The sequence below is a fragment of the Chitinophagales bacterium genome (genome assembly GCA_019694975.1).
Taxonomy (GTDB): domain Bacteria; phylum Bacteroidota; class Bacteroidia; order Chitinophagales; family UBA10324; genus JACCZZ01.
In genome coordinates, this window is the sequence record JAIBAY010000001.1 from 111,458 (window position 1) to 137,706 (window position 26,249).

A 26,249-nucleotide genomic window follows, 5' to 3' on the forward strand; every position below is an offset into this window, starting at 1 on the left:
GACGGCAGACTGTTCAAGGGTGCCATTATAAAACCAAACTGCAAGAAACCAATATGCATTCCGCTGTCAAACCGGCTTAAATAATATTTACTTGTTTTCAGTAAGGCTTGCCCACAGATACTCGCGGTTGAGGCGTGCAATATTCATGGCAGAAATTCCTTTCGGACATTCGGCTTCGCAAGCCAGTGTATTCGTACAGCTTCCGAATCCTTCGAGGTCCATTTGTTTCACCATATTCAGCACGCGCTGTCCGCGCTCCGGTTCGCCTTGCGGCAATAAGGCAAGATGTGATACTTTAGCGCCGACAAATAACATGGCTGATGAATTTTTGCAGGCTGCTACACATGCTCCGCAACCAATACAGGCGGCCGCTTCAAAGGCAAGATCTGATTTTTCCTTTTCTACCAGGATGGCATTTGCATCAGGTGACTGACCGGTATTGACAGAGATAAACCCACCTGCAGCGATGATACGGTCGAAAGCGGAACGGTCGGTTACAAGGTCACGCAGCACAGGAAACCCTTTTGCACGCCACGGCTCTACCGTGATGGTATCGCCATCTTTAAAGTGCCGCATGTGCAGCTGACAGGTAGTTGTAGTGCTCATCGGTCCGTGAGGACGGCCATTGATCACCATGCTGCAGGTTCCGCAAATGCCTTCCCGGCAATCGTGATCGAATGCCACCGGCAACTTTCCTTCATTGATCAGCTGATCATTCAATACATCAAACATTTCGAGGAAAGAAGCATGCTCATCTACATTGGAAAGCTGATAAGTTTCAAAACCGCCTTTATCATCACGGTTTTTCTGGCGCCAGACTCTGAGGGTTAATTTCATAGTGGATATCGTTGAAAGGTTAATGGCCTGAAGCGCCAGCAATTAAAAAATTTTATGATTGAACAATTACAACTACTTATAACTCCGCTGTGTCGGATGCACCACTTCGTATTTCAATTCTTCTTTATGCAGTTCGGCCGGCATATCATCCCCTTTAAATTCATATGCACTCACATACATGAATGCATCATCACGGCGCATCGCTTCGCCTTCAGGCGTCTGGTACTCTGTTCTGAAATGGCCGCCGCAACTCTCCTCCCTGTTCAGCGCATCCTGTACCATGAGTTGACCAAGCTCAATAAAATCAGCTACGCGACATGCTTTCTCGAGCTCCTGGTTCAATTCGTTTTCCGATCCCGGAACGCGCACATCGCTCCAGAAAGCACTTTTTATTTTGGCGATTTCCGTGGCCGCCCTCATGAGGCTTTCACGGCTGCGCGCCATGCCGCAGTCGTCCCACATCACTTTTCCCAGTTGCTTATGGAAATAATCTACCGGCTTTGAACCCTTGTTATTCACGAAAGCAGAAAGACGTTGCTTAACAGCTGCTTCCGCTTCGGCAAACTCACTGCTGCCCGTATCAATTTTTCCGGATAAAATTTCGCCGGACAAGTATTCGCCAATCGTATAGGGCAACACAAAGTATCCATCGGCAAGTCCCTGCATCAGCGCAGAAGCGCCTAACCTGTTTGCTCCGTGGTCGGAGAAATTACATTCGCCGGTTGCATACAAACCCGGAATGGTAGTCATCAGGTTATAATCCACCCAAAGGCCACCCATGGTATAATGCACAGCAGGATAAATCATCATCGGCGTAGTGTAGGGATCTTCACCCGTTATTTTTTCATACATCTCAAACAGGTTTCCATACCGCGCACTCACCACTTCCTTGCCAAGTCGTTTTATGGCATCTGCAAAATCAAGAAACACTGCCAGGCCAGTTGCGCCAACGCCACGGCCTTCATCACAAACTTCTTTGGCAGCACGTGATGCAATGTCACGCGGAACAAGGTTGCCAAATGAAGGATACTTTCTCTCGAGGTAGTAGTCGCGTTCCGCTTCGGGAATATCTGCCGCTTTACGTTTGTCGGCTTTGGCTTTCGGCACCCACACTCTGCCATCATTGCGCAATGACTCACTCATAAGCGTGAGCTTCGACTGATAGTCGCCATGCTGCGGCAGGCAGGTAGGATGAATCTGTGTGAAACAAGGATTCCCGAAGTAAGCTCCTTTTTTATAAGCACGCCAGATGGCTGTGGTATTACAGCCCATCGCATTGGTGGAAAGGAAGAAAACATTGCCATAACCGCCTGTGGCAAGTACCACAGCATGCGCACCATGCCGTTGAATTTCGCCAGTTACCAGGTCGCGCACGATGATGCCTGCAGCTTTCCCGTTTTTTATCACCACTTCCAGCATTTCATGACGGGTATACAGCGTGGCATTCTTCAATCCGACCTGTCTTTCCAGGGCCTGGTATGCACCAATGAGCAACTGCTGGCCTGTTTGGCCACGGGCATAAAAGGTTCGGGATACCTGTACGCCGCCAAATGAGCGGTTATCGAGCAGGCCTCCATATTCACGTGCAAAAGGAACACCTTGTGCCACGCACTGATCAATTATAGATACACTTGCTTCAGCCAGCCTGTAGACATTGGCTTCGCGGGCACGGTAATCGCCACCTTTGATCGTATCATAAAAGAGGCGATAGATACTGTCACCATCATTACGATAGTTTTTCGCTGCGTTAATTCCACCCTGTGCAGCTATGGAATGCGCTCTCCGCGCGCTGTCCTGGAAACAAAAAGCCTTTACATTGTAACCAAGTTCTGCCAGTGATGCCGCTGCCGATGCACCGGCGAGGCCGGTACCAACCACTATCACATCTAATTTCCGCTTGTTCGCAGGGCTCACCAGCTTTACGGTTGAGCGGTAATTTGTCCATTTATTTTCCAGCGGACCAGCAGGAATTTTTGCATCTAAAGCCATTGCGGACGAATCATTTTAAAAGTTGAACCAAATACCAGTAAACAGGTAAAAACATGAATCCACCGGTGATGACAACGGTGTAAATTTTTCCAAGGCCTTCAATGGCAGGCGTGTACTTGGAATGCATCAGGCCTAAAGAGCGGAATGCACTTTGGAATCCATGCCACAAATGATACCCTAATCCAAACATGGCAATGAAGTACAGCAATGCATAAGGAAACTGTCCGAATGCGCCTACTGTTTCCCTGAAGAGGTTTACATTACCATTGGCATCCACGCCGAAATCTTCATCTCCGAATTTCAGTTCGTAAAAAAAATCCTTAAGATGAATCACCAGGAATATCAGGATGACAACACCGAGCACTCCCATATTGCGTGCATACCACTTGCTGTTGGAAGAACCGGCTGAAACGGCATACTTCACGGGTCTTGACTGCCTGTTCTGATAGGTAATGAAAGCTGCCTGCACGATGTGGATGATGAATCCCGCGAACAACACATACTCCATAACCTTAATCAGGATGTTCGTTTCCATAAAATGTGTGAAGGCATTAAAGGTGAGCCCGTTGTCAGGCACCAGTGTAAGCAGGTTACCGCCGAGATGTACAATGAGGAAGGAGCAAAGAAACAAGCCTGTAAGTGACATCACAAATTTTCTTTCAAGGGTAGATGTGAACATTGCAGTAACCCAGCTCATGGTCGGTAATTGTTTTTGTAGTGAAAGGTATGTTGAGAAAACTTGCGATATGCATAGATCCGCAATTGCTCCCGGCAATGCAAAACTAAATCACGGATGCTAATGTAGTGAATGGAAATGAAAGAAATTATGCGGCTGTCTGCGCATTTTGATGCAGTAATGGATGAAGCATCCGGCTACCATCAGCTGCAGGATGCAGGCAGTTATTTAATAATGAGCTGTCCTTATTACCATTAATTTTTTGCAAATTTGTCACCGTTCGTGCGAATGTACTTCTATTTTTACGCAAAAGAAATTATCACCTATGCAACGCCTTTACTTCATATTCTTCTTAACAGCAGCATTGTTTCTGCAACATGACCTTTTCGCTCAAGATGAAAAGAAAAGTGAATTCTCTTTACAGGGAGGATTAAACTGGAACAATCCTATTGTGAAGGAAGATGAGTTCATCACCGACAGCAAGACCGGCTACCAGTTTGGCATCTCTTACATGAGAGGCAAGCATTTTTGGTGGCAGACAGGCTTGCACTATTATCATTTGGCTTCCTCTTTTGTTCCCGTCAGCGGATCAGTCATCGGAGATATTTCGTACTCAGAAATCAAGATTCCGCTATTGGCGGGACTCAGCCTGCTTCCCACCACCAACAATGTTTTCAACATCCGTGCATTTGCTGGTGCGTTACCGGGTTTTGTGGTTGGAAAAAAAGTGGATGAGAAACTCGGTATTGCGGAAGACGAACTATCCGGATTTCATGTTGACCCAACCATAGGATTGGATGTTGATGTGTTGATTGTAAGCGCCAGGCTCGGTTATGCCTATGGCATCAGCAGCATATTGAAGGATTATAAATCAAACCCGTCCTATGTTTACCTCTACCTGGGAATCGGGTTCTGATGATGCGGAAAGAGTAACTGCATTTTCATTTATATAAAATACATTCGCGAATCTTCTGCGCATGCCGCAGAAGTCCTTATCATAAACAGTATGATATGAATGGATCACTGCAATAATAAATGCAGGATCATCCAGTGGTGTTCAGCTATCTCCGTCATGGCTGGTATTTATGATTCTTTGTTTAATTTCACTTGATGAAGCGCCAGAATGACCAGCCGATAAAAGAAGTGATTGCGGAATTGTTGCAGACTTATCATCTCAAAGAAAAAATGAATGAGGTAAAGCTGCTGCAGCACTGGGAATCGCTGTTTGGCAAAACCATTTCGAAATACACTGAGAAAATGTTTGTCAGTAATAAAAAACTGTATCTCACCATCAATTCCGCACCGCTGCGCCAGGAACTGATGTACAACCGCCAGGTGATGATGGAACGAATCAATGAAGCCATTGAAAAGGATTTTATTCGGGAAGTGGTGTTGAGATAAAACAATAACCAATATTGACCGGCATGCTGTCGCCAGCAAATTATACAAAGATCCTTCCTGCTTTAATGCTGCTGCTTGTGTGCGCATGCAATCAACGGCCAGAACGATTTATAACGGCACCGGCACTTGACACACTGAGCAGCCGACATACAATAATGAATGAAAAAAAGCTGCAACAACTCACGCAGTTCGGCGTCGATCAAAAAAGCGGCATCAGCCTCGACTTTTTCTTCACCACCAATGATTCAGCAAAAGCACAAAGTCTGTCGGATGAACTTTCAGCATTGCAGTATCACATGAATACCGTACATGCTTCTTCCGGCAACGTGCATTTATTTGTGGCATCAGGCAGCAGCTCGCGCATGGTGATGAACCTGCAGTCGGTTAATGCATGGACAGATTCAATGTGCCATGCAGGCTACAGGCATGATTGCAGCTTCAGCGGATGGAATCCGGTTACCGAATAACTACCGTGAAGCACTTGTGCTTCCCCGGAAGTAACCTGATTGCTGCAACAGCCACGATAATAGCATGACTGCCACGCAGCCAATCATATTAAGCCATAGAAAAGCTACCAGGTCGGCTGCATACATGCCGATTACCAATATTTCAGTAATAATCGCTGCAATGAAAACCGCAGAACCGGTGACCTTTTTCAGAAAGAAAGCAATCAGGAATATGCCCAGAATATTTCCATAAAAAAGCGAACCCAGCACATTCACTGCTTCAATCAAACTGCCGAGCTGATTAGCCAGCTGCGCCACACCAATCGCAAAAATTCCCCATCCCAGCGTGGCCCACATTGAAACCCTGACATAATGCAGTTGTGAAGCTTTGTTGTTGATGTTTCTCCGGTAGATATCGATCACCGTGGTAGTAGCCAGTGAATTCAGTTCCGCTGCAGTAGAGTTCCAGGAAGCACAAAACACTACAGCAATCAGGAGACCAACCAGGCCCTTTGGCAGATAGGTAAGCACAAAGGTTAAAAAGATGTAGTTGGTATCATTGGTATCGGCTGCAGGATCCGCTTGCTTGATCAAGGCAACGGCTTCACTTCGAATCGCCTTGCCTTCCTTATCCAGTGCTTGCAGGCTTTCCTGAACCGCGGCAGTCTGTGCATCATTATCCTCCTTTAAACCATCTAACAGTTGAAAAGCATATTGCTGTTTCAATAAACTAATGGAATCATATTGATGATTAACCATGCGAAATGAATCGGCCATTTCAGAGTTCATCACTTTCGTTACCTGCCTGGTATTGAAAAAAACAGGAGCTGGCTGAAACTGGTAGAAAGCAAACACAAGAGCGCCAATAAGCAGAATAAGGAACTGCATGGGTATTTTCAGCAAACCGTTCATCAGCAATCCCAGCCGGCTTTCACCGATGGATTTGCCAGCCAGGTAGCGGCCTACCTGCGACTGATCGGTGCCAAAGTAGGCGAGAGCAAGAAAAAATCCACCAATCAGCCCGCTCCAGATGTTATACCGGTCGTTCCAGCTGAATTGCGTGGTTATTACGTTGGCCTTGCCCATCTTACCGGCAACCTGCAAGGCATCTGTAATACCCACGCCATCAGGCAACAATCTTACCACCATCACTGCGGCCAAAAACATACCGGCAAAAATCACCATCAGCTGCTGCACCTGCGTAACGGAGACAGCCCTCGTGCCGCCAAGCATGGTGTAGGTGATTACCAATCCCCCCATAAAAATGTTAGTCCAGTAGATGTTCCAGCCCAACAGTGAAGAAAGCACGATGGAAGGTGCGTATATGGTGAGCCCGGCGGCAAGTCCCCGTTGTGTGAGAAACAGCGAGGCGGTGAGGGTGCGTGTCTTCAGATCAAACCGTTGCTCGAGGAATTCATAAGCGGTAAAGATTTTCAACCGGTGATAGATGGGAAGAAAGAATACGCAGAGGAATATCATTGCCAATGGAAGGCCAAAATAAAACTCCACGAAACGCATTCCATCGGTGTAAGCTTGTCCCGGCGCCGACAAAAAAGTAATCGCACTTGCCTGCGTTGCCATCACCGAGAAACCAACCTGGTACCACTTCAGGGAACGGTTTCCGAGGAGATAGCTGTGCAGGTTTTCATGCCGCCTGCTCCGGTAGATGCCATAGAGCAGAATCAACGATAACGTGCCACACAAAACAATCCAGTCGGGTGTGCTCATGAGAAGTACACGGTGAATAAATAAAAAGCAATGATGAGCAGCAGCAGCCATCCTGCCACGAAAGCATAGAATTGCTTCCAGTTACGGAAAAATGGCGGTAACCTGTTTCCTTTTCCCGACATGTTGATTGATGTTTGAAAGTTCAATATCCCGCTGTGACAGGCATTTCACGGGTGCTTTTCGACAACCAGCTGCGATGTACAGACAAACACTCATTTCGAAATCAAATTCACAAAAAGGCGGTACGCCCCGGGCACTCCGGCCGGTAATTCACGAAAAAACGAAAGACTGGTATAAACGAACCTTCCTTTCCCGTAGTTGCAGGCAACTAATGCGCCATCCAAAGGCGCTTCTCCTTTATCGTTCATGGAAAGAATTTTCCGGTAGCTGCTGTCCACGTCAGAAAGAAAATAAAGCCCGCGTTCCTGTATCCATCCTTCAAAATCTTTACTGGTGATTTTATTCGGCACATTAAGCAGTTCATCATCAGCATGCAGAAAATGAACCGATGCGGTTTCATCAGTAACGCGGTCGCGTGAAATTTTAAATGGATAAGGCCCGATACTATTTATCACCAGGTCGCTGCCGCTTGTGTTGTATTGAACCAGCAACACACCGCCGTTTTTAACATAGGCCAGCAATTTTTCATTCAAAAATTTCAGGCGTTCATTGGTATTATAAGCCCTCACACCGGTGATGACAGCATCATAAATGGCGAGATTGCCATTGGCTATGGCATCATCACTCAACATGGTAACATTGTATCCAACCTGTCGTAGTATTTCCGGAATGACATCACCCGCGCCCTGAACATAACCTATATTTTTTCCTTTTGTAATCAACGGCACACTCACCAGTTTTGATTGTGCCGGAGGGAAAAGCTGCATGGCCGGAATATGGTCATAGCTGATGGTTCGCAGTCCACGGTCATATTTTTTTCCACGCATCTCCACCATGGCTTTCAATGTATCCACGCTTGCTGAAATCGCATGGGTGGATGGACTCACTGAAAAAACCATCGAAGTTTCATCCCCTTTTGCCGGCAAATTAAAGGCGCTGCCGGAAGGCGTTACCACCCAACCCTGCGGCACTTTTAAAGAAACGGTACCAGCGGCGTTATCTACATTGGTTTTCAGGTTCACCTTCACTTGCCGGGCCTGTTCACTTTTGAAAAGATAGACCGGTTCATCCAGTGTAACCGTGATGGCGGGAGCAATGGCAGGCGGCTGATAGACTTCACCTCTTACAGGATCCACGTATTTGTAATAAAGCGGGCGTTTGAAACTAAAGGCCTTTCCATCAATGTCGAAACTGAAGGTGGCAATAAGGGGTGGTTCGTTTTCCGGGCTGCCTGTCAAACGCTGATCGCCAAAAACAAACATGCCCTGCCCGTGCGGCTGCTGCAACCAATATGGTTGGGTGACTGCTGTTGCTGAATCGAGCAACTGCTTTCTTTGCAGTGTAACCAGTGTATTTTCAGGTAAAGATTTATTCAGCAGCGTATCGAAGTGTTGTATGCTAACCGATTTTAACGCTACCGGAATCACACCTCTGTTAACCACCTGCACTTTCCATTCAAAGGTGTTGCCATTTGCTAACGTTGGCTGCATGGTATAGGCTTCAAACCATAACCCGGAACACAGGCAAATCAGCTGTTCTGTTTCCTTCAGCTTTTGTGCTTTCCAGTAACCATCCGGCAATTGCTGCAAAGCTTCGCTGATTGCCAAAAGAGCTTCCACTGAAGCGGCTGGCTTTGATGGATTATAATTACCAATCACCCTATCAATCAGTTGTTGCAACTGTTCACTTCCGGCAACACGACTCCAACCGGTGATTATATCATCGAATAAATCTTTGGATGGTATTGCACCAAGTATGGGCTTAAAATATTCGAGTTGTGTTCCCCTGTTTTTACCCGCGCCAAAGCCCTGGCTCTTATGCATGGAACGGCTTTCAGCAGCAATTTCTGAATAACCTTTACCGAGCAATGGGTTAAACACACCGATATCCACTTTCAGCTGATCATCAGCAGTGGTATTGTTACCACCGAAGTTGAAACTATTCCACAGCAACCGTTTTGACTGCCACACTGCCACCTTATTCAGTTGTTCAGGAAAGCGCTTAGGATCGGCTGCAGCTTTAAAGGCTTCTTCGGCCAGCATAGCGGAAGCCGTGTGCTGACCGTGCCCGCCTTCGCCCGTTGCAGGAAAGCGGCAAATAATCACATCCGGCTGAAAAGACCGGATCACAAAAACGACGTCTGCTAAAATGGAATCCTTATTCCAAAAGGTAAATGTCTCTTCCGGGTTTTTAGTGTACCCGAAATCATTGGCCCGTGTAAAAAATTGCTCGCCACCATCAATTCTTCTTGCGGCCAGCAACTCCTGGGTCCTGATGAGGCCAAGCAAGTCGCCCAGTTCATTACCAATCAGGTTCTGGCCGCCATCGCCGCGCGTGAGTGAAAGATATCCTGTACGGTACAACTTTTCTTTCGCCAGGTAAGAAATCAGGCGAGTATTTTCATCATCGGGATGAGCGGCGAGATATAAGACACTGCCTAAAACATTCAGCTTATTGAGCTGAAGTTGTATCTCCGCGGCATTGGCAGCAGGTGCTGTCTGCGCCATACTATCTGCAGTGGCAGAGATCATCAAAAGGATACAGCAGGCAAGCTGTATTAAACGATGGTTCATGGGAAATTGATTCGAAGCATCAAAAATACAGTTATTGTACACAGCATGAATCAACTCATTGCATTTCAAAATTACATGGGTATAAACACATCATCACACATCAAGAAGATTGTACAGTATCTATCCTTCACAGCCATTTTAAACAACCGCTATGTTCATACAAGTTTTATCTGAACCGGATTTTAATTTCTGAACTTAATCTGAATACCTGCACAAAGGCAGTTTGGCAATTATGAACAGACTAATGCTCACATTCAATAAAGCAGGTCTGAAAAAAATCTGCAGTGGCAACCTGACCATATTGTCTAACGGAATCAGGACGGATGGCCATAAAAAAAGGCTGTCTCAAACACAGAGTTTAAGACAGCCTCAAAAGAAGGTAATCAGGAAAATTATTTGCTTACGATCAGCTTGGAAACAACAGGTGATCCGCTGCCAGCCCTCAACGAAACGAGGTATGCACCGGAGGCAACATCACTCAAATCAACATTGCGGATGTATGATCCTTCACCGTCATTGCCGGAATACAGCGTCTTGATGTATTTGCCACTCAGATCAATAAGATCAATCCTTACGTCAGCGGCATGATGCAAACCATAAAAAATCTGAGAATTATCCACCGCAGGATTCGGGTAGATCTTGGTCAGATCGAGGTTATCAAAATTGTCAGCAATACCCACTACGGTGTTAATGCTTACTTTAAAGAAGAATGCCCAGTTCTGGAAAGCAAATGCGCCTAACACATTTCCGCTTCCATCCACATAAACAATCTGTGCATTCTTGGTAACGGAAGGAATATTCGGCGGAAGACGCATGTACGATGTTTCAAAAGTGCTTGGAGCATCAGCAATACCATCCTGATCGCTGTCTACGCAACCAGCGAGTAAGCCGGCAGTATCCAATTCATTTTTATTATAATAATTCAGGACGAAGGCTGATTTCTGCCCCGGATCTAAAGTATATTCCATAGGATAACCGAGGATAACAGCAGCACCATCCTGCCATGTGCCACCGGGTTCAACGGAAAGACCAAAGTCAACCGAATCACGAACTGATTTTAAGATACTCGATGAACTCTGTGAAGGTGCGCCATTCCCCAGGGTTTTAACAAGGTTCATGGTCAATGTATCCAGTCCGCCGGAATTATTGGAGTGAATGAAAATATAGTAAGCCGTATCAATGGTTACCACCACATCATTGGGAAATGAATCCGACAAACCCAAAATAGTCCAGTCAGTATAGGTGTTGATCGGATCGTTGTAATCAGTTTCACCAACAAGGTTATTGATTACGACAGCCGCATAATTCAGCGCTTCATCGTTTGCATCATACTTGGTATTAAATGTATATCCATAGTAAAGCGCATCGTCAAAATTCGCGGCGCTGTAATCCACGTACATTTCATAAACATCCCGTGTGTTGCTTTGTAAAGCAGGGCAACGGGCTGCTTTCATCTGCCTGATCTGTTCGCCGGTATAGGCATTTTCGGTAAGATTTTTATAGGGCGCCTGCGCAAAAGCACCAACACCTATAAACAATATCAGTACGGCTAAGTAGTAGTTTTTCATTTTTAAGTTGTTTTAGGATTGCAATTTATGTTTTTTGAATTAAGAAAAAAAATCCGGTGGCTGCTGCATCAGCGATAAGGATTAAAGCTATTAACAAATCTAAATATGCGTTCGACAGTTTTACTGGATCACCAATGGTAATATCCGGCGCTGATTACCACAAGTAAGCACCAGGTAGTAGCAGCCGTCCGGCAGGTCAATTAAATCAACAGGTATCGAATATGCACTCGGCGACAGCAAACCCTTATCAATATACCGCACCCGGCTACCCAGTTCATTCAGCACCGTTATTGAAACGTTTCCGCTTTGCGGCAGCGTGATGCTGCATTGCGTTTGCCCGCTGGCAGGATTAGGCGAAAGTATTGCGTTTATCCTGTCGGCCGGTTCACCCTGCACGCCCACATTAAATGGCAGATCTACCACCGGAAATATAGCAAGATCCATATCCAGTAGCCATGAATTTACGATGGTATGCCAGCTGCCATTAGACCATTGCTCCCACGACCATGCGGTGAATGACCTGCAGTTGTTAATGGAAGAAAGCACTGCGAGCGAATCTCCGGTTTCAGTGGGTAAAACAACACTTACAAAAAAGGAATCCCCCACCAGGAAGGGTGCGATAAAATGAAAATTATTTCCGGCACCTGATACATCTATCGAATTCACCGGCACGGCCGTGGAAACAGCGGCTAATTCGCCCGGCCAAAATCCGGCTGTATCAACCGCATAAACTTTAATAAATACAACACTGGTACCTGATAAGGTTACCTTTTTACCGAAGCGCACCTGTACATCCTGCACATAACCGGGCGCCGTATAGCCCATCTGATGCAAGCTGAAAAACTGTGCCTTTTGCAGATCGCCGTAGCTGTTGTTGCCTGACACATAACCCGTATCAGCCGGATAAATTCCTGTTGCGCATCCCAGTCCGCCTTCACTTTGAGGAATGAAACTGCCGGCCATGAGTGTATCAAAGTAATCACGGGTGCCGGTGACAGCGTATTCTGGGAAAGTCAATGACGCAAATGCACCTGCAGGTCGTTGAGCAAATGAATAGGGTTGCCACAGGAGCAGCAATAAAGTTATCAGGACGGTGCAGCGCATTATAAAATTTTGTGCAAATGTAAATGAATTCAGAAATGTGGTCAATGCGCATGATTCCACATGAAGGTCGAGTTGAAATTTGCCTTCAAACATCCCGTTTCACAAGTAACAGGTTCCGGCTGATTCCGGATCGCTTTTGCTGTATCGCACATTGTGCCTGCAACCAACCTGTTGTTGTAATAAGCTATTAATGATTGCTCACTTTTTTATGCAGTTATAATGAGCATAAAAATTTCCTGCTGACCACTTTTCCCAGGATAAAAAATACTGACCTTTAGCGGCTTGTCCTTTTTTCCAAATACATGAAGCATCTGTTTTTCCGGCTTAAGGCATACCTGCAATACCTGCTGAGGGCGAAAGGTGTCGGCAATATGCACTCGCCCTTCGTTTATGATTTCATGGTGAATGTGTTACATGACCGGCGGCATTTTTATGCATACGATGAAATCGAATCTTTGCGCAGCCGCCTGCTATCTTCCGATGAAATAATTTCTGTGATTGATTATGGTGCAGGAGCCGATGCGCCAATTCCTGAAAAGCGACGGGTACGTGACGTGCTGAAAAAATCGGCCAAACCTGCCCGGCAGGCCCAATTGCTTTTCAGGATAGTCGTTTACAATAAGTGCATGCAGTTGCTTGAATTAGGAACATCGCTGGGTATTTCTGCCATGTATCTTGCAAAGGCAAGTATCAAGGCGAAGGTCATATCGCTGGAGGGCTCACCGGCACTGGCGGCAAAAGCACGCAGCAATTTTATTTCCGCAGGCATCAATAATATCGAAGTTATCGAAGGGCCTTTTGCTACCACGTTGATGAAGGCACTGGAGAAATCCGGAAAGCCTGACCTGGTATTCTTTGATGGCAATCATCGCCTGGAACCTACCCTTCAATATTTCAGTCAGGCATTAGCATTCGCAGATGAACAGTCGATCTTTGTATTCGACGACATTCACTGGTCACCGGAAATGAATGCAGCCTGGAAAATCATTAAGGGGAATGCAAGGGTAACCCTTACTATCGACCTGTTCCATTTTGGCATTGTCTTTTTCAGGAAACAACTGTCGAAGCAGGATTTTATACTCAGAACGTAGACCTGCCCAAACTATTTATTCATAAAGATTATCTTCCGTTTATCCGTCAGGAGTCAGCAAAACAGCAAAGTCAGTATATCGATCAGTCCTTCATAAATAACTTACGCAACTCAGCGGCATCTTCGACTTTCATCTTGCCGCCAAGAATCAGCCTTACCTGCCTGCGGCGTATAGCACCTTCGTACAATCGTATCTCTTCATCCGATTCAGGATGAATTTCATTGACAGGAATAGGTTCACCTGATTCACTCAACGCCACAAAAGTGTAATAGGCCTCATTACATTTAATCTTGGTGTTTTTCGGGATATTTTCCGACCATACTTCAATAAACACTTCCATGGAAGTACGAAACGTGCGCGTTACCCTGGCAATAATTGTTACAAAACTGCCGAGTTCAATCGGATTTTTGAAAGAAACTCCATCCACAGAAACAGTCACCACAATGGCCCTGCTGTGTTTGGTAGCACTGATGGCTGAACACTCATCCATCCAGTACATAAGCTTTCCGCCATGCAGGTTACCTAATGGGTTGGTATCATTCGGCTGTACCACCTGTGTCATGATGGTTTCTGTATGAATGGGCCGTTGCAGGTTGCTCATAGGAATCAGAATTGTTTAAATATTTCATACCGATCAGTTGCCTTCAGCAAACAGGCAACAGATAAACCGGAAAATTTCAATGCATCTTGGCGGAAAAACAACTTTCCCTCAGGTTGACAAAGCTTCAGCTATAATACAGCGCTGTTTATGGACACTTCTTTGCTGATACGCCGCACCATTCCGCTGATAACGTGTGGCGGACCGCAATCCACAAATTCAGTTGCGCCGTCAAGCATCATGTTTTGAATGGTGGTTGTCCATCTCAGCGATTTTATCTGCTGCAGTGTAAGGTATTCTCTGATTTCATCCGTATTAATGGTTGCGATACCGGTAACATTCGGATAGATCGGGCAACGGGGCTCATTGAATTTGATGGTAGTCAGTTTTCTTTTCAGATAATCCACTACCGGCTGCATCAGGGGAGAATGCACTGCCCCGCCAACCTGCAGCGGCACAAAACGTCTGGCACCTTCTTTTGTGAGCGCCCTGCAGGCTTCCTGCACTCCTTCCCGTGTACCGGCAATCACCAATTGCCCGGGGCAGTTATAATTTGCCGGCACCACGATGTCGTCAATGATGTCGCATACCTTCTCCACAATGGCATCTTCCAGCCCAAGCACGGCCACCATTGCAGCAGGCACTTTATTAAATGCATTTTCCATTTCCACGGCACGTTCATTCATCAGCATCAGTCCATCTTCAAACGATAAGCAGCCATTCGCCACCAGCGCTGTTGTTTCTCCGAGGCTATGGCCCGCCACCATAGACGGCCTGAAATTCTTTCCTTCCTTTAAAGCACTGATGAGTGAAACGAGGAAAATGGCATTTTGCACGATCTGTGTTTCAAACAATTTTTCCTCTGGACCGTGAAACATAAAATCCGTAATACGATATCCCAGCATTTCATTCGCCGCTTCAAAATAATCCCGTGCCAGCGGTGAACTCTCATACACCGATTTCCCCATGCCCACGTACTGAAATCCCTGACCGGGGAACAAATATGCTCTGTTCATTTCTTTCGTTTACCTTTTTCCTGTATTTTTCGATTACTGCTTTTATCTGACCGGCTGCAACCATCGTTCAGAGTGCAGCCGTAACGGCTTCCCGGTGAATCTTCTTCACCAGTCCCTGCAATACATTGCCCGGGCCGCATTCGATAAATGAAGTTGCACCATCTGCGATCATTGCTTTTACCGATTGCGACCACCGCACCGGCGCCGTTAACTGGGCAATCAGGTTTTTCCTGATGACATCCGGATCAAAAGCTGCTTCCGCATTCACATTCTGATAGACAGGACAAATCGGGTTTGCAAATGGTGTTTGCAGCAAGGCGGTTTCCAGTTCCTGGCGTGCAGGTTCCATGAGCGGCGAATGAAATGCGCCTCCCACCGGCAGCACCAGTGCCCGCTTGGCTCCGGCCGATTTCAATTGTTCACAGGCTGCATTCACACCCTCTATTGATCCGCTGATTACCAACTGCCCCGGGCAATTATAATTTGCCGGCACCACTACTGAATCAATGGAAGCGCAGATCTCTTCCACTACCTGATCGTCGAGTCCCAATATGGCTGCCATGGTGGACGGCTGCATCTCACATGCTTTCTGCATTGCCTGCGCCCGTTTATAGACCAACTGTAGTCCGTCTTCAAATGACAGCGCTTTATTAGCCACCAGTGCAGAAAACTCACCCAGCGAATGACCGGCAACCATATCAGGCAAAAAATCTTCTCCCGCCACCTTTGATTTTACCACGGAATGAATAAAGATGGCAGGCTGTGTCACTTTTGTTTGTTTCAATGCTTCGTCGGTGCCGTTAAACATGATAGCGGTAATGCGGAATCCGAGAATTTCATTGGCCTTTTCAAAATACTCCCTTGCCACCTGATTTGATTCGTACAGATCCTTTCCCATACCCGGAAACTGTGAGCCCTGCCCTGGAAAAATGTAAGCTTTCATTGCGTAAATTTTATTGCTGACTGCTAAATCGCGCAAATATATAAAGAAAAGGGCGAGGCTTACCGGATGAGTAATCGCAAAAACAAGCTGCTCTTCAACACTAACCTCCCTGCTAATCAGTGTTTCAATAAACAATAAAAAGCCCTCTCCGCCGCTGCATGCTCCAATGATAACACAGGTTGCCAGGGAAGGCGGAAAGGGAAATGATGACCTGATTAAGTCATAAGAAATTACCTGATAAGAGGCAGTGAATATCTGTTGATATACAGATGAATTAAAACGAATCCGGCAGTGGAGTTTTGCCTTTACCTATGGTAAGGGATAGTGAGTATCGGGTAAAAAATTATTGATGGCTCAGCCGGAAAACTGCCATAACAATTACTGAAGGGATGTAATCTGTTAACGCATCAGATCGGCTGAGATAAGCCTGATAAACTCTGAACGCGTTTTCTCATGTGCAAATTCACCCGTGAAGGCTGAGGTGGTAGCCACGGAATTCTGTTTCTGAACACCACGCATCATCATACAAAGATGTTTGGCTTCGATCACTACGGCAACACCTAAAGGATTGAGTGTGCTCTGAATGCAATTAAGAATCTCATGTGTGAGGCGTTCCTGCACCTGAAAACGCCTCGAAAATGCATCAACGATGCGGCCAAGCTTGCTGAGGCCTACAATATATCCGTTGGGTATATAAGCGATGTGTGCCCTGCCAAAGAAGGGAAGCAGGTGATGTTCGCACATGGAATACATCTCGATGTCTTTCACAATCACCATTTCGCTGTATTGTTCCCTGAACATGGCTGATTTTAAGATCGCTTCAGGATCCATCTGATTGCCATGTGTCAGAAACTGCATGGCCTTAGAAGCACGCATGGGCGTCTTTTCAAGTCCTTCCCTGGCGGCATCATCTCCCAGTATCCGGATGATCTCACGGTAGTGCCCGGCTAAATCATGCAATGTGTCTTCCTTGTAGATTTCCACCTTAGTGTACCTCTTTTGCGTATCAGTATTTCCTTTCTTCCTGGGGTTTGACTTAACAAGCTGCGTCATAATTTTTATCCGGTTGAATTAATTACATGAATGCTGTAGTAACCGGATTCAATGACAAAAGTTCATTCCCCGTAATATTCGGCAAAAATATTTTCTGTTTCAAGCAACTTTACACAATGCAGCCTGCAACCCGTGATCTCCTGCTCCAACTCCTGCCAGATCGCTCTTGCGAGGTTTTCCGTACTGGGGATAATGCCTTTGAGAAAGGCGATCTCCAGGTTCAGGTTTTTATGATCGAGTTTATCAACCACTGTACGCCTGATGATGGCACTGAGCTCCTTAGCATTGACAATTAATCCTGTGTCGGCAGCAGGTTCACCTTTGACCGTAACAAAAAGATCGTAATTGTGACCGTGATAGTACTTATTGGAACACTTACCGAACACCTCCTCATTTTTTTCTTCAGACCAGGCCGGATTGAACAGCCGGTGAGCCGCGTTAAAATGTTCTTTCCTGGTTAGGTACAACATGCTGCTAATTTATTTTCTGCAAAGATAGTCGTGACGGCTGTGTTTTTCATCAATAGCTGCATGTTCAGGCCAGCAGAACAAAACGGTGGAACAACTGACGGTACATATAAAAAAGCAAACCATCAAAACTGTTTAATCCTACATTTAAGCCATGAAACTGCTGATCGTTGCTGCCACGAGGATGGAAATTATGCCACTCGAAGATTACCTGTTTCAGCTGGATCAACAGCCGCTGTTGCAGCATCATGCTGTTGAATTGCTGATTACCGGTGCCGGCATGGTGCCCACTGCTTTCCGGCTGGGAAAAATTTTACAGATGGATAACTGGGACCTGGCCGTTAACCTTGGTATCTGTGGCAGCTTCATCAGAGATTTACCACCGGGCACTACGGTGCATGTGGCAGCTGATACTTTTGGTGACTTTGGTGCAGATGACGGTGATGACTTCCTGGATGCTTTTGAAACAGGCCTTGCTGACAAAAACGGTTATCCGTTTGTTGATGGATGGATCAATAGTCCTGCTGCTGCAGCAAATAAAGTGGTACGTTCACTTCCGGCCGTTAAAGGTGTTACGATGAATACGGTGTCAGGCAATGAAATCAGTATCCGTAAGCGCATGGAGAAATTTGCAGCCGATATTGAAAGTATGGAAGGTGCAGCTTTTATGTATTGCTGCATGAAAGAAAGTATCCCGTGCGTACAGATAAGAGCAGTATCTAATTTTATTGAACGGCGCAACAAAAGCCATTGGAACATACCGCTTGCCATTCATAACCTCAATGAAACTGCCATCCGCCTGATTCAACATGTATGCTCGGCGACTGAACCATAAAGAAGGCCACTTCAATGACCCATCAGATAATAAAAATAAACCATCATCAGGATGCCCATGAGCATGATTATTTTTATCACGGAGCTTACCAGAGAAAATTGTTTTTGCGCATCTGCTTTATATAAAAGATACATGGCCAGGCACAGCGGCAGTTCAAGCATGGTGAAGACATTCAGCACAGAAATGAAATCACCTCCCTGCGCCTGCCGTAACTGCAGGTAAACCAGAAAGGCAGTCATCAGTACCGCAATAGCAAATACGAGCCACTTCGATCTGTTGATACCGATCACTACCGGAAGAGTTTTGCAGCCATAGCGCCGGTCACCTTCCACATCTTCCATATCCTTTACAATTTCCCGCATCATTGAAATGAGGAATGCAAACAAAAAATAAAAGAAAACAATGATAAAGATGGAATATGCAGCGGCATTAACCGCCGCATTCTCGGGTTTAAACAGGTGTTGTTCATACAATGCCACGATCAGGATCACGAGCGCTGTGAGGAGCGAGATAATAACATTACCGATCAGCAACTGACGCTTGTAACCGGTTGAATAAAACCAAAGTAATGCGGCTACAATAGGATGAATAAAACCAAGCCTCACATTACCCGCTTTCCAGGCAACATAAAATCCAAGCATAATGCCGGCGCCGCTTAAAAACTGGTGCAGCAACATCGCCGAACGCCTTTTTATGGTGCGATCGATGAAAATGCGCCGTGGTTTATTAACAGCATCAATCTTAACATCAAAGTAGTCGTTGATCACATATCCTCCGGCCGCAATCAGTACGGTGGATAGCATCAGCAGCGAGAAATGCAAAACATCCAGCGTCGTTTCGACGCCTGCCTGCGCAAGAATGGGACGGATAATAGTGTACTGCACCAGCCATTGCGTAAGGGCAATATACAGCAGGTTCACAACCCGGATAAGCCTGAGGAAAGAGATAATGCCCTTCATGAAATGTTCAGCGTTGGCAAATGTACAGAGAAAAGGAAACGGTCACGAAGCAGGACTGGCTGCCGCGGTTACCATCAGGCCTACATGATATTGAATAATTTATGGGTCATAATATCGGCCATAATTTTACCACCGCCCTTGTAATTTCAGCACCTTTTCAATCACATCTCTCACGCATCCCCTGCCGCCGGCAACCGGTGAAATATATTTTGATATGGCTTGTATTTCAGGCGCCGCGTCATTGGGACAACAGGGAATACCACATTGTTGCATCACTTCCAGGTCCGGTATATCATCACCGATATAAATGGCAGTCGACAGATCCATCTTGATAGCCGCTGCCAGTTGCGTCAATCCCTTTGGCTTATCATCCACACCAGACAGTACATACAATACGCCCAACCTGTTCAGCCGGCGCAGCACACCTTCCGATTTGCCGCCGGTAATGACTGCTACCGTAAGGCCTTTCTTCACTGCTAACTGCATTGCATAACCATCGCGGATATTCATGGTGCGGAGCTCATCTCCGCCATTGGTGATCAGCAATGATCCATCGGTTAATACACCATCCACATCCAGTATGATGGCGTTGGCTGATTTAAACAATTCAAAATAATGCGGTACGGCTTCCTTTTTTTTAGTCATGCCAGACATTTTCTATGGTAAAATTTAATAACGTGCACATTCCTAATTGCCCGCACAATCCTGCGGCAGGCAGCGAGGAAACCACGCTTCATCAGGGCTGGTTATCGCGCCACTCATAAACCCATGCAGACTGAATCATCTCCAGGTGGCTTTCATTGCTTTCTTCGCGCGTGCCGGCAAAGCCGGGTATACTGAGTACCCATTCAATCAATTCCGTAAACCGGATCCGGTAAATCTTTGATTCATTAAAATCATCACCAAATTTCTCATACAGCTTCTGTGCTATATCTTCATGATCACTCCAGTGAATGGGTGGTTCGTGCATATCTCCCCTTTTTTATTGTTTGAACTTTTACTTGGTTTTTGAATTTACCGATTGCTGCTATTTATGTAATCAGCTGTAAGTAGTATTACAATTGAACAGCAACACGATTTCCGCATGTTATTCGCCCAGTATTCCCGACTGGTCCGGCACCACAACACGTAACACACCATCACCCTCATTGAGAAAACACTGGCAGGAAAGCCTGGATGTAAGCTTTGGATTGCGGGCGCGGTCAATAAAATCCTCTTCCTTTTCTGACATCTCATCCACAAACGCAGACCCTTCTTCCAGGTAAATCTGGCAGGTACTGCAGGCGCAAACACCACCGCAATTATGATGAAGGTGAATGTCGTTTTTCAGCGCCACCTCCAGCAGGGTGTCACCATCCGGTGATGTAACCGTTACCGGCGCAATATCTTTCTCTTCGAATGTAAAATGAATCGTGTACATTTTTTCTAATGATGCTGCTGATGATGAAAAATTTGCACTGCACATTTAGCAGCCTCGATGCAAGCTGTCTGTGCTGTTTGCAGGGTTACGGGCCGCCATCATCCTGTATGAAGCAAAATCCTGCTTTAACAAATTATTGTTTATGCAGGTAAACCGTATTAACAAGCAGGAGACTAAAGTATTCTGAATCATGAATTGCCCGTATCTGACCTAACCGGTTCCCATCGCTGAATATCTTCCGTCAGTATCTTATAAATTTCTGCGAATCGGCCGTCCTTCCTGAGAAACTCCATATGCCTTTCAATCGTCAGCTCATCATGCCTGATGGCAGGACCGGTTTGCACATTCGGCGGATCATGATTCTGAATCTTCCGGACTGTTTCATTGATCAACGGCTTAAAAATTTCAAACGACAACCCGCTTTGCTCGAGAATAACCTGTGAAATGGAAAACAGATGATTGGTGAAATTATTGGCAAACACGGCAGCCACATGAATGGCAAAACGCTGCTCATCATTCACTTCAATGATTTTGCTGGAAAGCGTGCCCGCCAGGTCACGCAACACTTGCAGCGTCTTTTTATTAGCTGCATCCACACAAATCGGGATCACGGAAAAATCTACAGACACATTCCTCGACATGGTTTGCAGCGGATAAAATATCCCGTAGTTCTCACTCGATCCCTGCAGCACATTACCCGGCACACTGCCCGACGTGTGAGCAATCACCTGGCCGTTCAGTTTAAGTTGTTCCGCCACCTCCCTGATCGCATCATCTTTCACCGTCACAAGGTAGATATCGGCATCCTGCGAGATATCATCGTAAGTATCAGTGCAGGGAATATCCATCAGGTTGCCAATCCATTTGGCGGAAGGCAAATGCCGGCTGAAAACCTGGATAATCTTATGGCCGCTGTTGTGCAGGTGCCATGCCATCTGATAGCCTACATTACCCGATCCAATGATGACAATTTTATATTCCTTCATTGCATTGCAATTTTTAAGGGTGCTAAATTATTAATAATACGCGCTGCAAATACTATAAACCACCTAAAGATTCATGTTGGCTGCAGATTAATCTTTCTGATCCGGTGATCGCATTGTGGTTCGAAGTTTCACTGCCAATCTTGCTTTAGCTGCAAAGCATACGAGTCACTTCTTATGCTGCATCTATGGTTTTTCCTGACAGATATTTCTTTTGCCAGATGCGAAACAGGCTGATGAGAAAACCCAGGATGGTAATGATAACACCGAGCCATAATAAATTGATATAGGGAAAAATGATGGCTGTCATAACAATAAAGTCAGGCTGTACGGCTTCTTCAGCCACCTGCAGATCCACCTTGTTTTCTTCAGGAATAATCTTGTTCAACCGGAAAGTCAGTCCCAATTCAGGCAACTCATCATCAATCAAAGTCGCCCTGTCATTATGAATATAGAAAATAGGTTTTGCCGTATACTGCTGCCCGTTCAGCTGTTTCACCAGCAGTGTGGCGGAAACGGCCAGGTCACCCTCCGCAATCTCCACTTTCTTTGATTCAGTCACGCGTTCAATGGATTCAAGCACTATGAAGCTGTTACTGGTGAAAATAGTATCACCTCTGGTCATTAAATTAGACTTGAATTTTTTATCCGTCCTGACAGGCTCTTTCGATTTATCAGGAACGGAAGTGACATGTGTATACAGATCACGGCTGATGTAATGCCGTGTATCCGGGTTGGCAATGAGTCCCATCTTTGGGTTAATCTGCGCATTAGGATACAAGGTAAAATGTTCCTTTAATGCACCGGTTGCTTCGTCGAACACTTCATAGTTCACCTTATAGTAATAGTTGGGCTGTGCAACAGAATCACCAACATACGTAACCATGTATTGCTGCATTTTCACAGGCACATTCTTGTAGAGGAGCATGTTAGATCGCTGGGCTGCAGCATTCATTTCCTTGCCAAAATCAACGCCGGCCGTATTGCTGGAGATGACTTCTTTATTGGCAGACGAGAAAAGAATTCCTGCCAGGGTAAGTGCAAAACCCAGATGTGCCACAGCAGCACCTGACAGCTTCCATTTTCCTGATAAGACAATTATGAAATAATAAAGGTTGGCCACAATACCAAAGATGGCAGCAAACAACAGGACGATATGGGAAAAGACATGGAGCCCTGCAACGTAGGCAATCACGGCAGTAAGCGGCAAGGCAATCAGCAACAGTATAAGGAGGCGTAAGGAGAACTGCCTGAACTCGGTCTGCTTGAATTTCAGATACAGTGAGGTTGCCGAAAGTAAGGCAATAAGAACGGCAGCCCAGATCTGCACCTTATTATAAAATGCAACAGCATCAGAAGGTATCGCCAGGTTGGTGCCGAATAACTTATTCCACACCGGTAATGATGTATTAAAGGCAATGTGGAGGGATGAAAGCAGGAAGACCAATGACCCGATGAAGATGAAAAATTCGCGTGACCAAAGGTTCTCGTCCTTCTTAACAGAAGGAATCCTGTTCCAGAAAACAGCCAGCAAAATGATGGCAGGAATCGAAAGTCCGGCCATATACAGGATCAGCTGACCACTCATTCCCAGGTCGGTAAAGGCATGTACTGAAGTATCGCCGAGAATACCGCTGCGTGTAAGGAAGGTAGAATACAGAACAAGGATGAAGGTCAGCAGAAAGAAAATGTAAGTGGTTCGGAGTGAACGGCCGGTTTTATTGTACACCAGTGCCGTATGCACGCCTGCTATGAGCGTGAGCCACGGAACCAGGGAAGCATTTTCCACCGGATCCCAGGCCCAGTAACCGCCAAAGGTGAGTGACTCATAAGCCCATGCACCTCCCATCATTATACCGGTTCCTAAAACAGCGGCAGAGAACAATGCCCAGGGCAGCACCGGTTTGGTCCAGGCAGAGAATTCACGGTTCATAAGGCCCGACATAGCAAAGGAAAACGGAATAAGTGTGGTCGCAAATCCCAAAAACAATATGGGCGGATGAATCACCATCCAGTAGTTCTGCAGCAATGGATTCAAACCATTACCGTCTTGTATAAAACTGAGGTAGTCGGCACGCTGAAAAATAGGCGCATTAACCATCTCATTGCGCAAAAGGGTGAAAGGTGTAGAACCGATTTTATAGCCAAACACATAAACGCCCAACAACATAGAACCCAGAAATCCCTGCACCACTGCAAATACACTCAGCACGCGGCTTTCAGATTCCTTAAGTGTAAAAATCAGCAGGATGCCCAGGAAAGCATTCCAGAACATCCAAAGCAGAAAACTGCCTTCCTGACCTTCCCAAAAACAAGACAATAGGTAATTAATCGGCAATGCTTTGCTGGAATGTGACCATGCATAATAGTATTCGAAGAAATGATTCTTAATGATGTAATAGAGGCTTGCAATAATAACCAGCACGCCAATACAATGAATAATAAAAGCTGTTCTCGCTGTCTGCTTCCACGCAAGCCGCTGATCTTCTCTTTTCGAATAAGCTGCAATAAAAAATGCTATGGCTGCAATCAGTGCGAATATAAAAGCCGTATAAACAGCAAGCTGGCCAACCTGGCCGGGAAATAAATGCTCTCCCTCAAACTGAATCTCCATCAGGTGTTTGATTTATACTCCGTTACTTCCAGTTCATCCACCTTATATTTTGAAGGGCATTTCATCAGTATGTGTGAGGCGTGAAATTCAGATCCTTCCATTTTTCCCGTGAGCACTATCTGTTCCGACCGGTCAAAATCCTGCGGCTTGGTGCCTTTGAATACAACCTTGCACTGATCACCATTTTTGTCTTGCAGGTAGAAGCTAAAATAATTCGGGTCCTTCACCGGATCATAGAACTGCGCCTGATCCTTCACCAGGGTGCCAACTATATGAAAATCCTTCTTCGTTTCTCCTTTGGCGGATGAAAAGGTCTCGTACTGACTGTAATCGCTGGCCATCGTCACAATAAACCCGATGGCAACAGCAATGAGCACCAGGCCAGCAATGTGCATCTTTTTCATGGGCGTTAATTTCGGCTGTCAAAACTACAACATTCCAAAGGAATCACTCCCCTGCATTAGGGCCCAACGGTTAGAAAAACTGCCTGGAAAGGATTATCCATACAGTGGCCACGCTATCTTCCATGACTCTCCTTCTGCATCGTTCTCCGTCCTTTCAGAAAATTTTCACGGCCATGACCAATCGATTTGAACCGGTATCCTGAGCTTTCATCCATGTAGTTATGCTATCTTTGAGCATTCTATCATACTTTTTTTACCATGAATAAGGAAGAAAAAATTGCGGCGTTCGACCCAAGCAGCCTTGCGGAAGGCAATCAATTGTTCGGTTTACCCTTTACGGAAGAGGAATCTGATATTGTAATATTACCTGTGCCATGGGAAGTGACTGTTTCTTACAATGCCGGAACAGCCAAGGCCCCTGCCGCAATACTCGCGGCATCACGACAGGTTGATTTATATGATGTAGATGTCCATGGCGCATGGAAACATGGCATCTATCTGAAAAAGGTGAATAAACAAATTGCCAGGTGGAGCAAGGAATTGCGCACCAAGGCAGAAAACTATCTGTCCTTGCTGGAAGATGGTGTGGATCCTGCATCTGATAAATCACTTAAAAAAATGCAGGAGCAGATTAACCTGGGAGGAACGGGTTTAAAAGACTGGGTGCAGGAGGAAATCCGTGCAATACTGCACAAAGGCAAATTGCCCGGATTGCTCGGCGGTGATCACAGCACACCCCTGGGATTTTTGCTGGCGTTGGAAGAAGTTTATCCTTCCTTCGGCATACTGCAGATTGATGCACATTGTGACCTGAGAAAAGCTTATGAAGGATTCACCTATTCTCATGCATCCATCATGTACAATGCTTTACAGGTTCGTGCAGTAGATAAACTGGTGCAGGTTGGCATTCGCGATTATTGCCAGGAAGAACTGGATGTGATACATGCTGCAGACGGCCGCGTAAAAACTTTTTTTGATGCCGATCTGAAAAGGGCATTGTATGAAGGTGATACCTGGAAAAATTGCTGTGACAGGATTATCAGCCAGCTTCCGGCGCTGGTATATGTGAGTTTTGATATTGACGGCCTTGATCCTAAACTCTGCCCGAATACCGGAACACCTGTTGCCGGCGGACTTGAATTTGAGCAAGCCGTATATCTCCTGCTGAAATTAGTTCGTTCCGGAAGGCGGATCATTGGATTTGATTTAAACGAGGTTGTTCCAGGTGAAACAGAATGGGATGCCAACGTAGGCGCCCGTATGCTGTACAAACTCTGCAACCTGATGGGATTAAGTCAGCGCATGTTTGATGATAATGTACAACAGGCCGATTCGCAGTCAGTGAATGAGGCAGTTCTGAGACGACCATCCTTGAATGAGATCGCGGAAGGACAAGAAGGCATCGTTGATTAATTTTTTTAAGC

Annotated in this window: 25 protein-coding genes; 6 read left to right on the forward strand and 19 right to left on the reverse strand. The window is 45.8% G+C overall.

What is annotated here, in order from left to right:
- Nucleotides 1–87: 87 nt before the first annotated feature.
- The 3 genes from K1X61_00335 to K1X61_00345 all read right to left on the reverse strand — a co-directional run bounded on the left by K1X61_00335 (nt 88) and on the right by K1X61_00345 (nt 3,523).
- On the reverse strand, nt 88–837 hold the full coding sequence (locus K1X61_00335; GenBank protein MBX7107071.1) for a succinate dehydrogenase/fumarate reductase iron-sulfur subunit: 750 nt from the start codon (nt 835–837) through the stop codon (nt 88–90).
- Between the two features lie 72 nt (nt 838–909).
- Nucleotides 910–2,826 (reverse strand): fumarate reductase/succinate dehydrogenase flavoprotein subunit, encoded by a 1,917-nt coding sequence (locus tag K1X61_00340; protein MBX7107072.1) that lies wholly within the window; start codon nt 2,824–2,826, stop codon nt 910–912.
- Between the two features lie 10 nt (nt 2,827–2,836).
- On the reverse strand, nt 2,837–3,523 hold the full coding sequence (locus tag K1X61_00345; GenBank protein ID MBX7107073.1) for a succinate dehydrogenase cytochrome b subunit: 687 nt from the start codon (nt 3,521–3,523) through the stop codon (nt 2,837–2,839).
- Nucleotides 3,524–3,827: 304 nt separating this feature from the next.
- Between K1X61_00345 and K1X61_00350 the strand changes: the two genes are divergently transcribed.
- The 3 genes from K1X61_00350 (at nt 3,828) to K1X61_00360 (ending at nt 5,370) form a co-directional block, all read left to right on the forward strand.
- Entirely contained in the window at nt 3,828–4,418 is a 591-nt protein-coding gene (locus K1X61_00350) for a hypothetical protein (GenBank protein ID MBX7107074.1), read from the forward strand.
- 194 nt (nt 4,419–4,612) lie between these two features.
- Complete coding sequence (locus tag K1X61_00355) at nt 4,613–4,903, forward strand: DUF721 domain-containing protein (protein MBX7107075.1); 291 nt, start codon at nt 4,613–4,615, stop codon at nt 4,901–4,903.
- Nucleotides 4,904–5,058: 155 nt separating this feature from the next.
- Nucleotides 5,059–5,370 (forward strand): ribonuclease E inhibitor RraB, encoded by a 312-nt coding sequence (locus K1X61_00360; GenBank protein ID MBX7107076.1) that lies wholly within the window; start codon nt 5,059–5,061, stop codon nt 5,368–5,370.
- On the opposite strand, the gene K1X61_00365 is transcribed toward K1X61_00360, so the two are convergent.
- The 4 genes from K1X61_00365 to K1X61_00380 all read right to left on the reverse strand — a co-directional run bounded on the left by K1X61_00365 (nt 5,371) and on the right by K1X61_00380 (nt 12,355).
- A complete protein-coding gene (locus tag K1X61_00365) occupies nt 5,371–7,077 on the reverse strand; it encodes a sodium:solute symporter (GenBank protein ID MBX7107077.1) in 1,707 nt (568 codons plus the stop codon).
- A 212-nt stretch (nt 7,078–7,289) separates the two neighbouring features.
- A complete protein-coding gene (locus K1X61_00370; GenBank protein MBX7107078.1) occupies nt 7,290–9,728 on the reverse strand; it encodes a PIG-L family deacetylase in 2,439 nt (812 codons plus the stop codon).
- Between the two features lie 434 nt (nt 9,729–10,162).
- Entirely contained in the window at nt 10,163–11,338 is a 1,176-nt protein-coding gene (locus K1X61_00375) for a T9SS type A sorting domain-containing protein (GenBank protein MBX7107079.1), read from the reverse strand.
- A 120-nt stretch (nt 11,339–11,458) separates the two neighbouring features.
- On the reverse strand, nt 11,459–12,355 hold the full coding sequence (locus K1X61_00380) for a T9SS type A sorting domain-containing protein (GenBank protein MBX7107080.1): 897 nt from the start codon (nt 12,353–12,355) through the stop codon (nt 11,459–11,461).
- Nucleotides 12,356–12,744: 389 nt separating this feature from the next.
- Here K1X61_00380 and K1X61_00385 point away from each other — a divergent pair, with 389 nt between their 5' ends.
- Nucleotides 12,745–13,533, forward strand: coding sequence for a class I SAM-dependent methyltransferase (locus K1X61_00385; GenBank protein MBX7107081.1), 789 nt, complete (start codon nt 12,745–12,747; stop codon nt 13,531–13,533).
- An 82-nt stretch (nt 13,534–13,615) separates the two neighbouring features.
- Here the strand turns inward: K1X61_00385 and K1X61_00390 are convergent, their stop codons facing one another.
- The 5 genes from K1X61_00390 to K1X61_00410 form a co-directional block, all read right to left on the reverse strand.
- Nucleotides 13,616–14,134 carry an acyl-CoA thioesterase gene (locus tag K1X61_00390; protein MBX7107082.1) on the reverse strand — a complete coding sequence of 173 codons (519 nt, stop codon included), beginning with the start codon at nt 14,132–14,134 and terminating at the stop codon, nt 13,616–13,618.
- A gap of 128 nt (nt 14,135–14,262) precedes the next feature.
- Nucleotides 14,263–15,147 carry an ACP S-malonyltransferase gene (gene fabD / locus K1X61_00395; GenBank protein ID MBX7107083.1) on the reverse strand — a complete coding sequence of 295 codons (885 nt, stop codon included), beginning with the start codon at nt 15,145–15,147 and terminating at the stop codon, nt 14,263–14,265.
- Between the two features lie 67 nt (nt 15,148–15,214).
- The gene (gene fabD / locus K1X61_00400) at nt 15,215–16,090 is read right to left on the reverse strand and encodes an ACP S-malonyltransferase (GenBank protein MBX7107084.1); all 876 of its coding nucleotides are present in this window, start codon (nt 16,088–16,090) and stop codon (nt 15,215–15,217) included.
- 399 nt (nt 16,091–16,489) lie between these two features.
- Nucleotides 16,490–17,143: a GTP cyclohydrolase I FolE gene (gene folE / locus K1X61_00405; protein MBX7107085.1), complete on the reverse strand. Its 654-nt coding sequence runs from the start codon at nt 17,141–17,143 to the stop codon at nt 16,490–16,492.
- Between the two features lie 62 nt (nt 17,144–17,205).
- On the reverse strand, nt 17,206–17,613 hold the full coding sequence (locus K1X61_00410; protein MBX7107086.1) for a 6-carboxytetrahydropterin synthase: 408 nt from the start codon (nt 17,611–17,613) through the stop codon (nt 17,206–17,208).
- A 151-nt stretch (nt 17,614–17,764) separates the two neighbouring features.
- Between K1X61_00410 and mqnB the strand changes: the two genes are divergently transcribed.
- The gene (mqnB, locus tag K1X61_00415; GenBank protein MBX7107087.1) at nt 17,765–18,445 is read left to right on the forward strand and encodes a futalosine hydrolase; all 681 of its coding nucleotides are present in this window, start codon (nt 17,765–17,767) and stop codon (nt 18,443–18,445) included.
- A gap of 11 nt (nt 18,446–18,456) precedes the next feature.
- Here the strand turns inward: mqnB and K1X61_00420 are convergent, their stop codons facing one another.
- The 7 genes from K1X61_00420 to K1X61_00450 form a co-directional block, all read right to left on the reverse strand.
- On the reverse strand, nt 18,457–19,404 hold the full coding sequence (locus K1X61_00420; GenBank protein MBX7107088.1) for a geranylgeranylglycerol-phosphate geranylgeranyltransferase: 948 nt from the start codon (nt 19,402–19,404) through the stop codon (nt 18,457–18,459).
- A gap of 126 nt (nt 19,405–19,530) precedes the next feature.
- Nucleotides 19,531–20,049, reverse strand: coding sequence for an HAD hydrolase family protein (locus K1X61_00425; GenBank protein MBX7107089.1), 519 nt, complete (start codon nt 20,047–20,049; stop codon nt 19,531–19,533).
- A gap of 91 nt (nt 20,050–20,140) precedes the next feature.
- On the reverse strand, nt 20,141–20,374 hold the full coding sequence (gene iscX / locus K1X61_00430) for a Fe-S cluster assembly protein IscX (protein MBX7107090.1): 234 nt from the start codon (nt 20,372–20,374) through the stop codon (nt 20,141–20,143).
- A gap of 117 nt (nt 20,375–20,491) precedes the next feature.
- On the reverse strand, nt 20,492–20,869 hold the full coding sequence (locus tag K1X61_00435) for a (2Fe-2S)-binding protein (protein ID MBX7107091.1): 378 nt from the start codon (nt 20,867–20,869) through the stop codon (nt 20,492–20,494).
- A gap of 143 nt (nt 20,870–21,012) precedes the next feature.
- Entirely contained in the window at nt 21,013–21,810 is a 798-nt protein-coding gene (locus K1X61_00440) for a DUF2520 domain-containing protein (protein MBX7107092.1), read from the reverse strand.
- A 172-nt stretch (nt 21,811–21,982) separates the two neighbouring features.
- Nucleotides 21,983–24,421, reverse strand: coding sequence for a cytochrome c biogenesis protein CcsA (ccsA, locus tag K1X61_00445; GenBank protein MBX7107093.1), 2,439 nt, complete (start codon nt 24,419–24,421; stop codon nt 21,983–21,985).
- The gene (locus K1X61_00450) at nt 24,421–24,825 is read right to left on the reverse strand and encodes a cytochrome c maturation protein CcmE (GenBank protein ID MBX7107094.1); all 405 of its coding nucleotides are present in this window, start codon (nt 24,823–24,825) and stop codon (nt 24,421–24,423) included. Before K1X61_00450 ends, ccsA begins: the two co-directional genes overlap by 1 nt.
- Before the next feature lie 258 nt (nt 24,826–25,083).
- On the opposite strand from K1X61_00450, the gene K1X61_00455 reads away from it, so the two are divergent.
- Entirely contained in the window at nt 25,084–26,238 is a 1,155-nt protein-coding gene (locus K1X61_00455) for an agmatinase family protein (protein ID MBX7107095.1), read from the forward strand.
- The last annotated feature ends 11 nt before the right edge of the window (nt 26,239–26,249 follow it).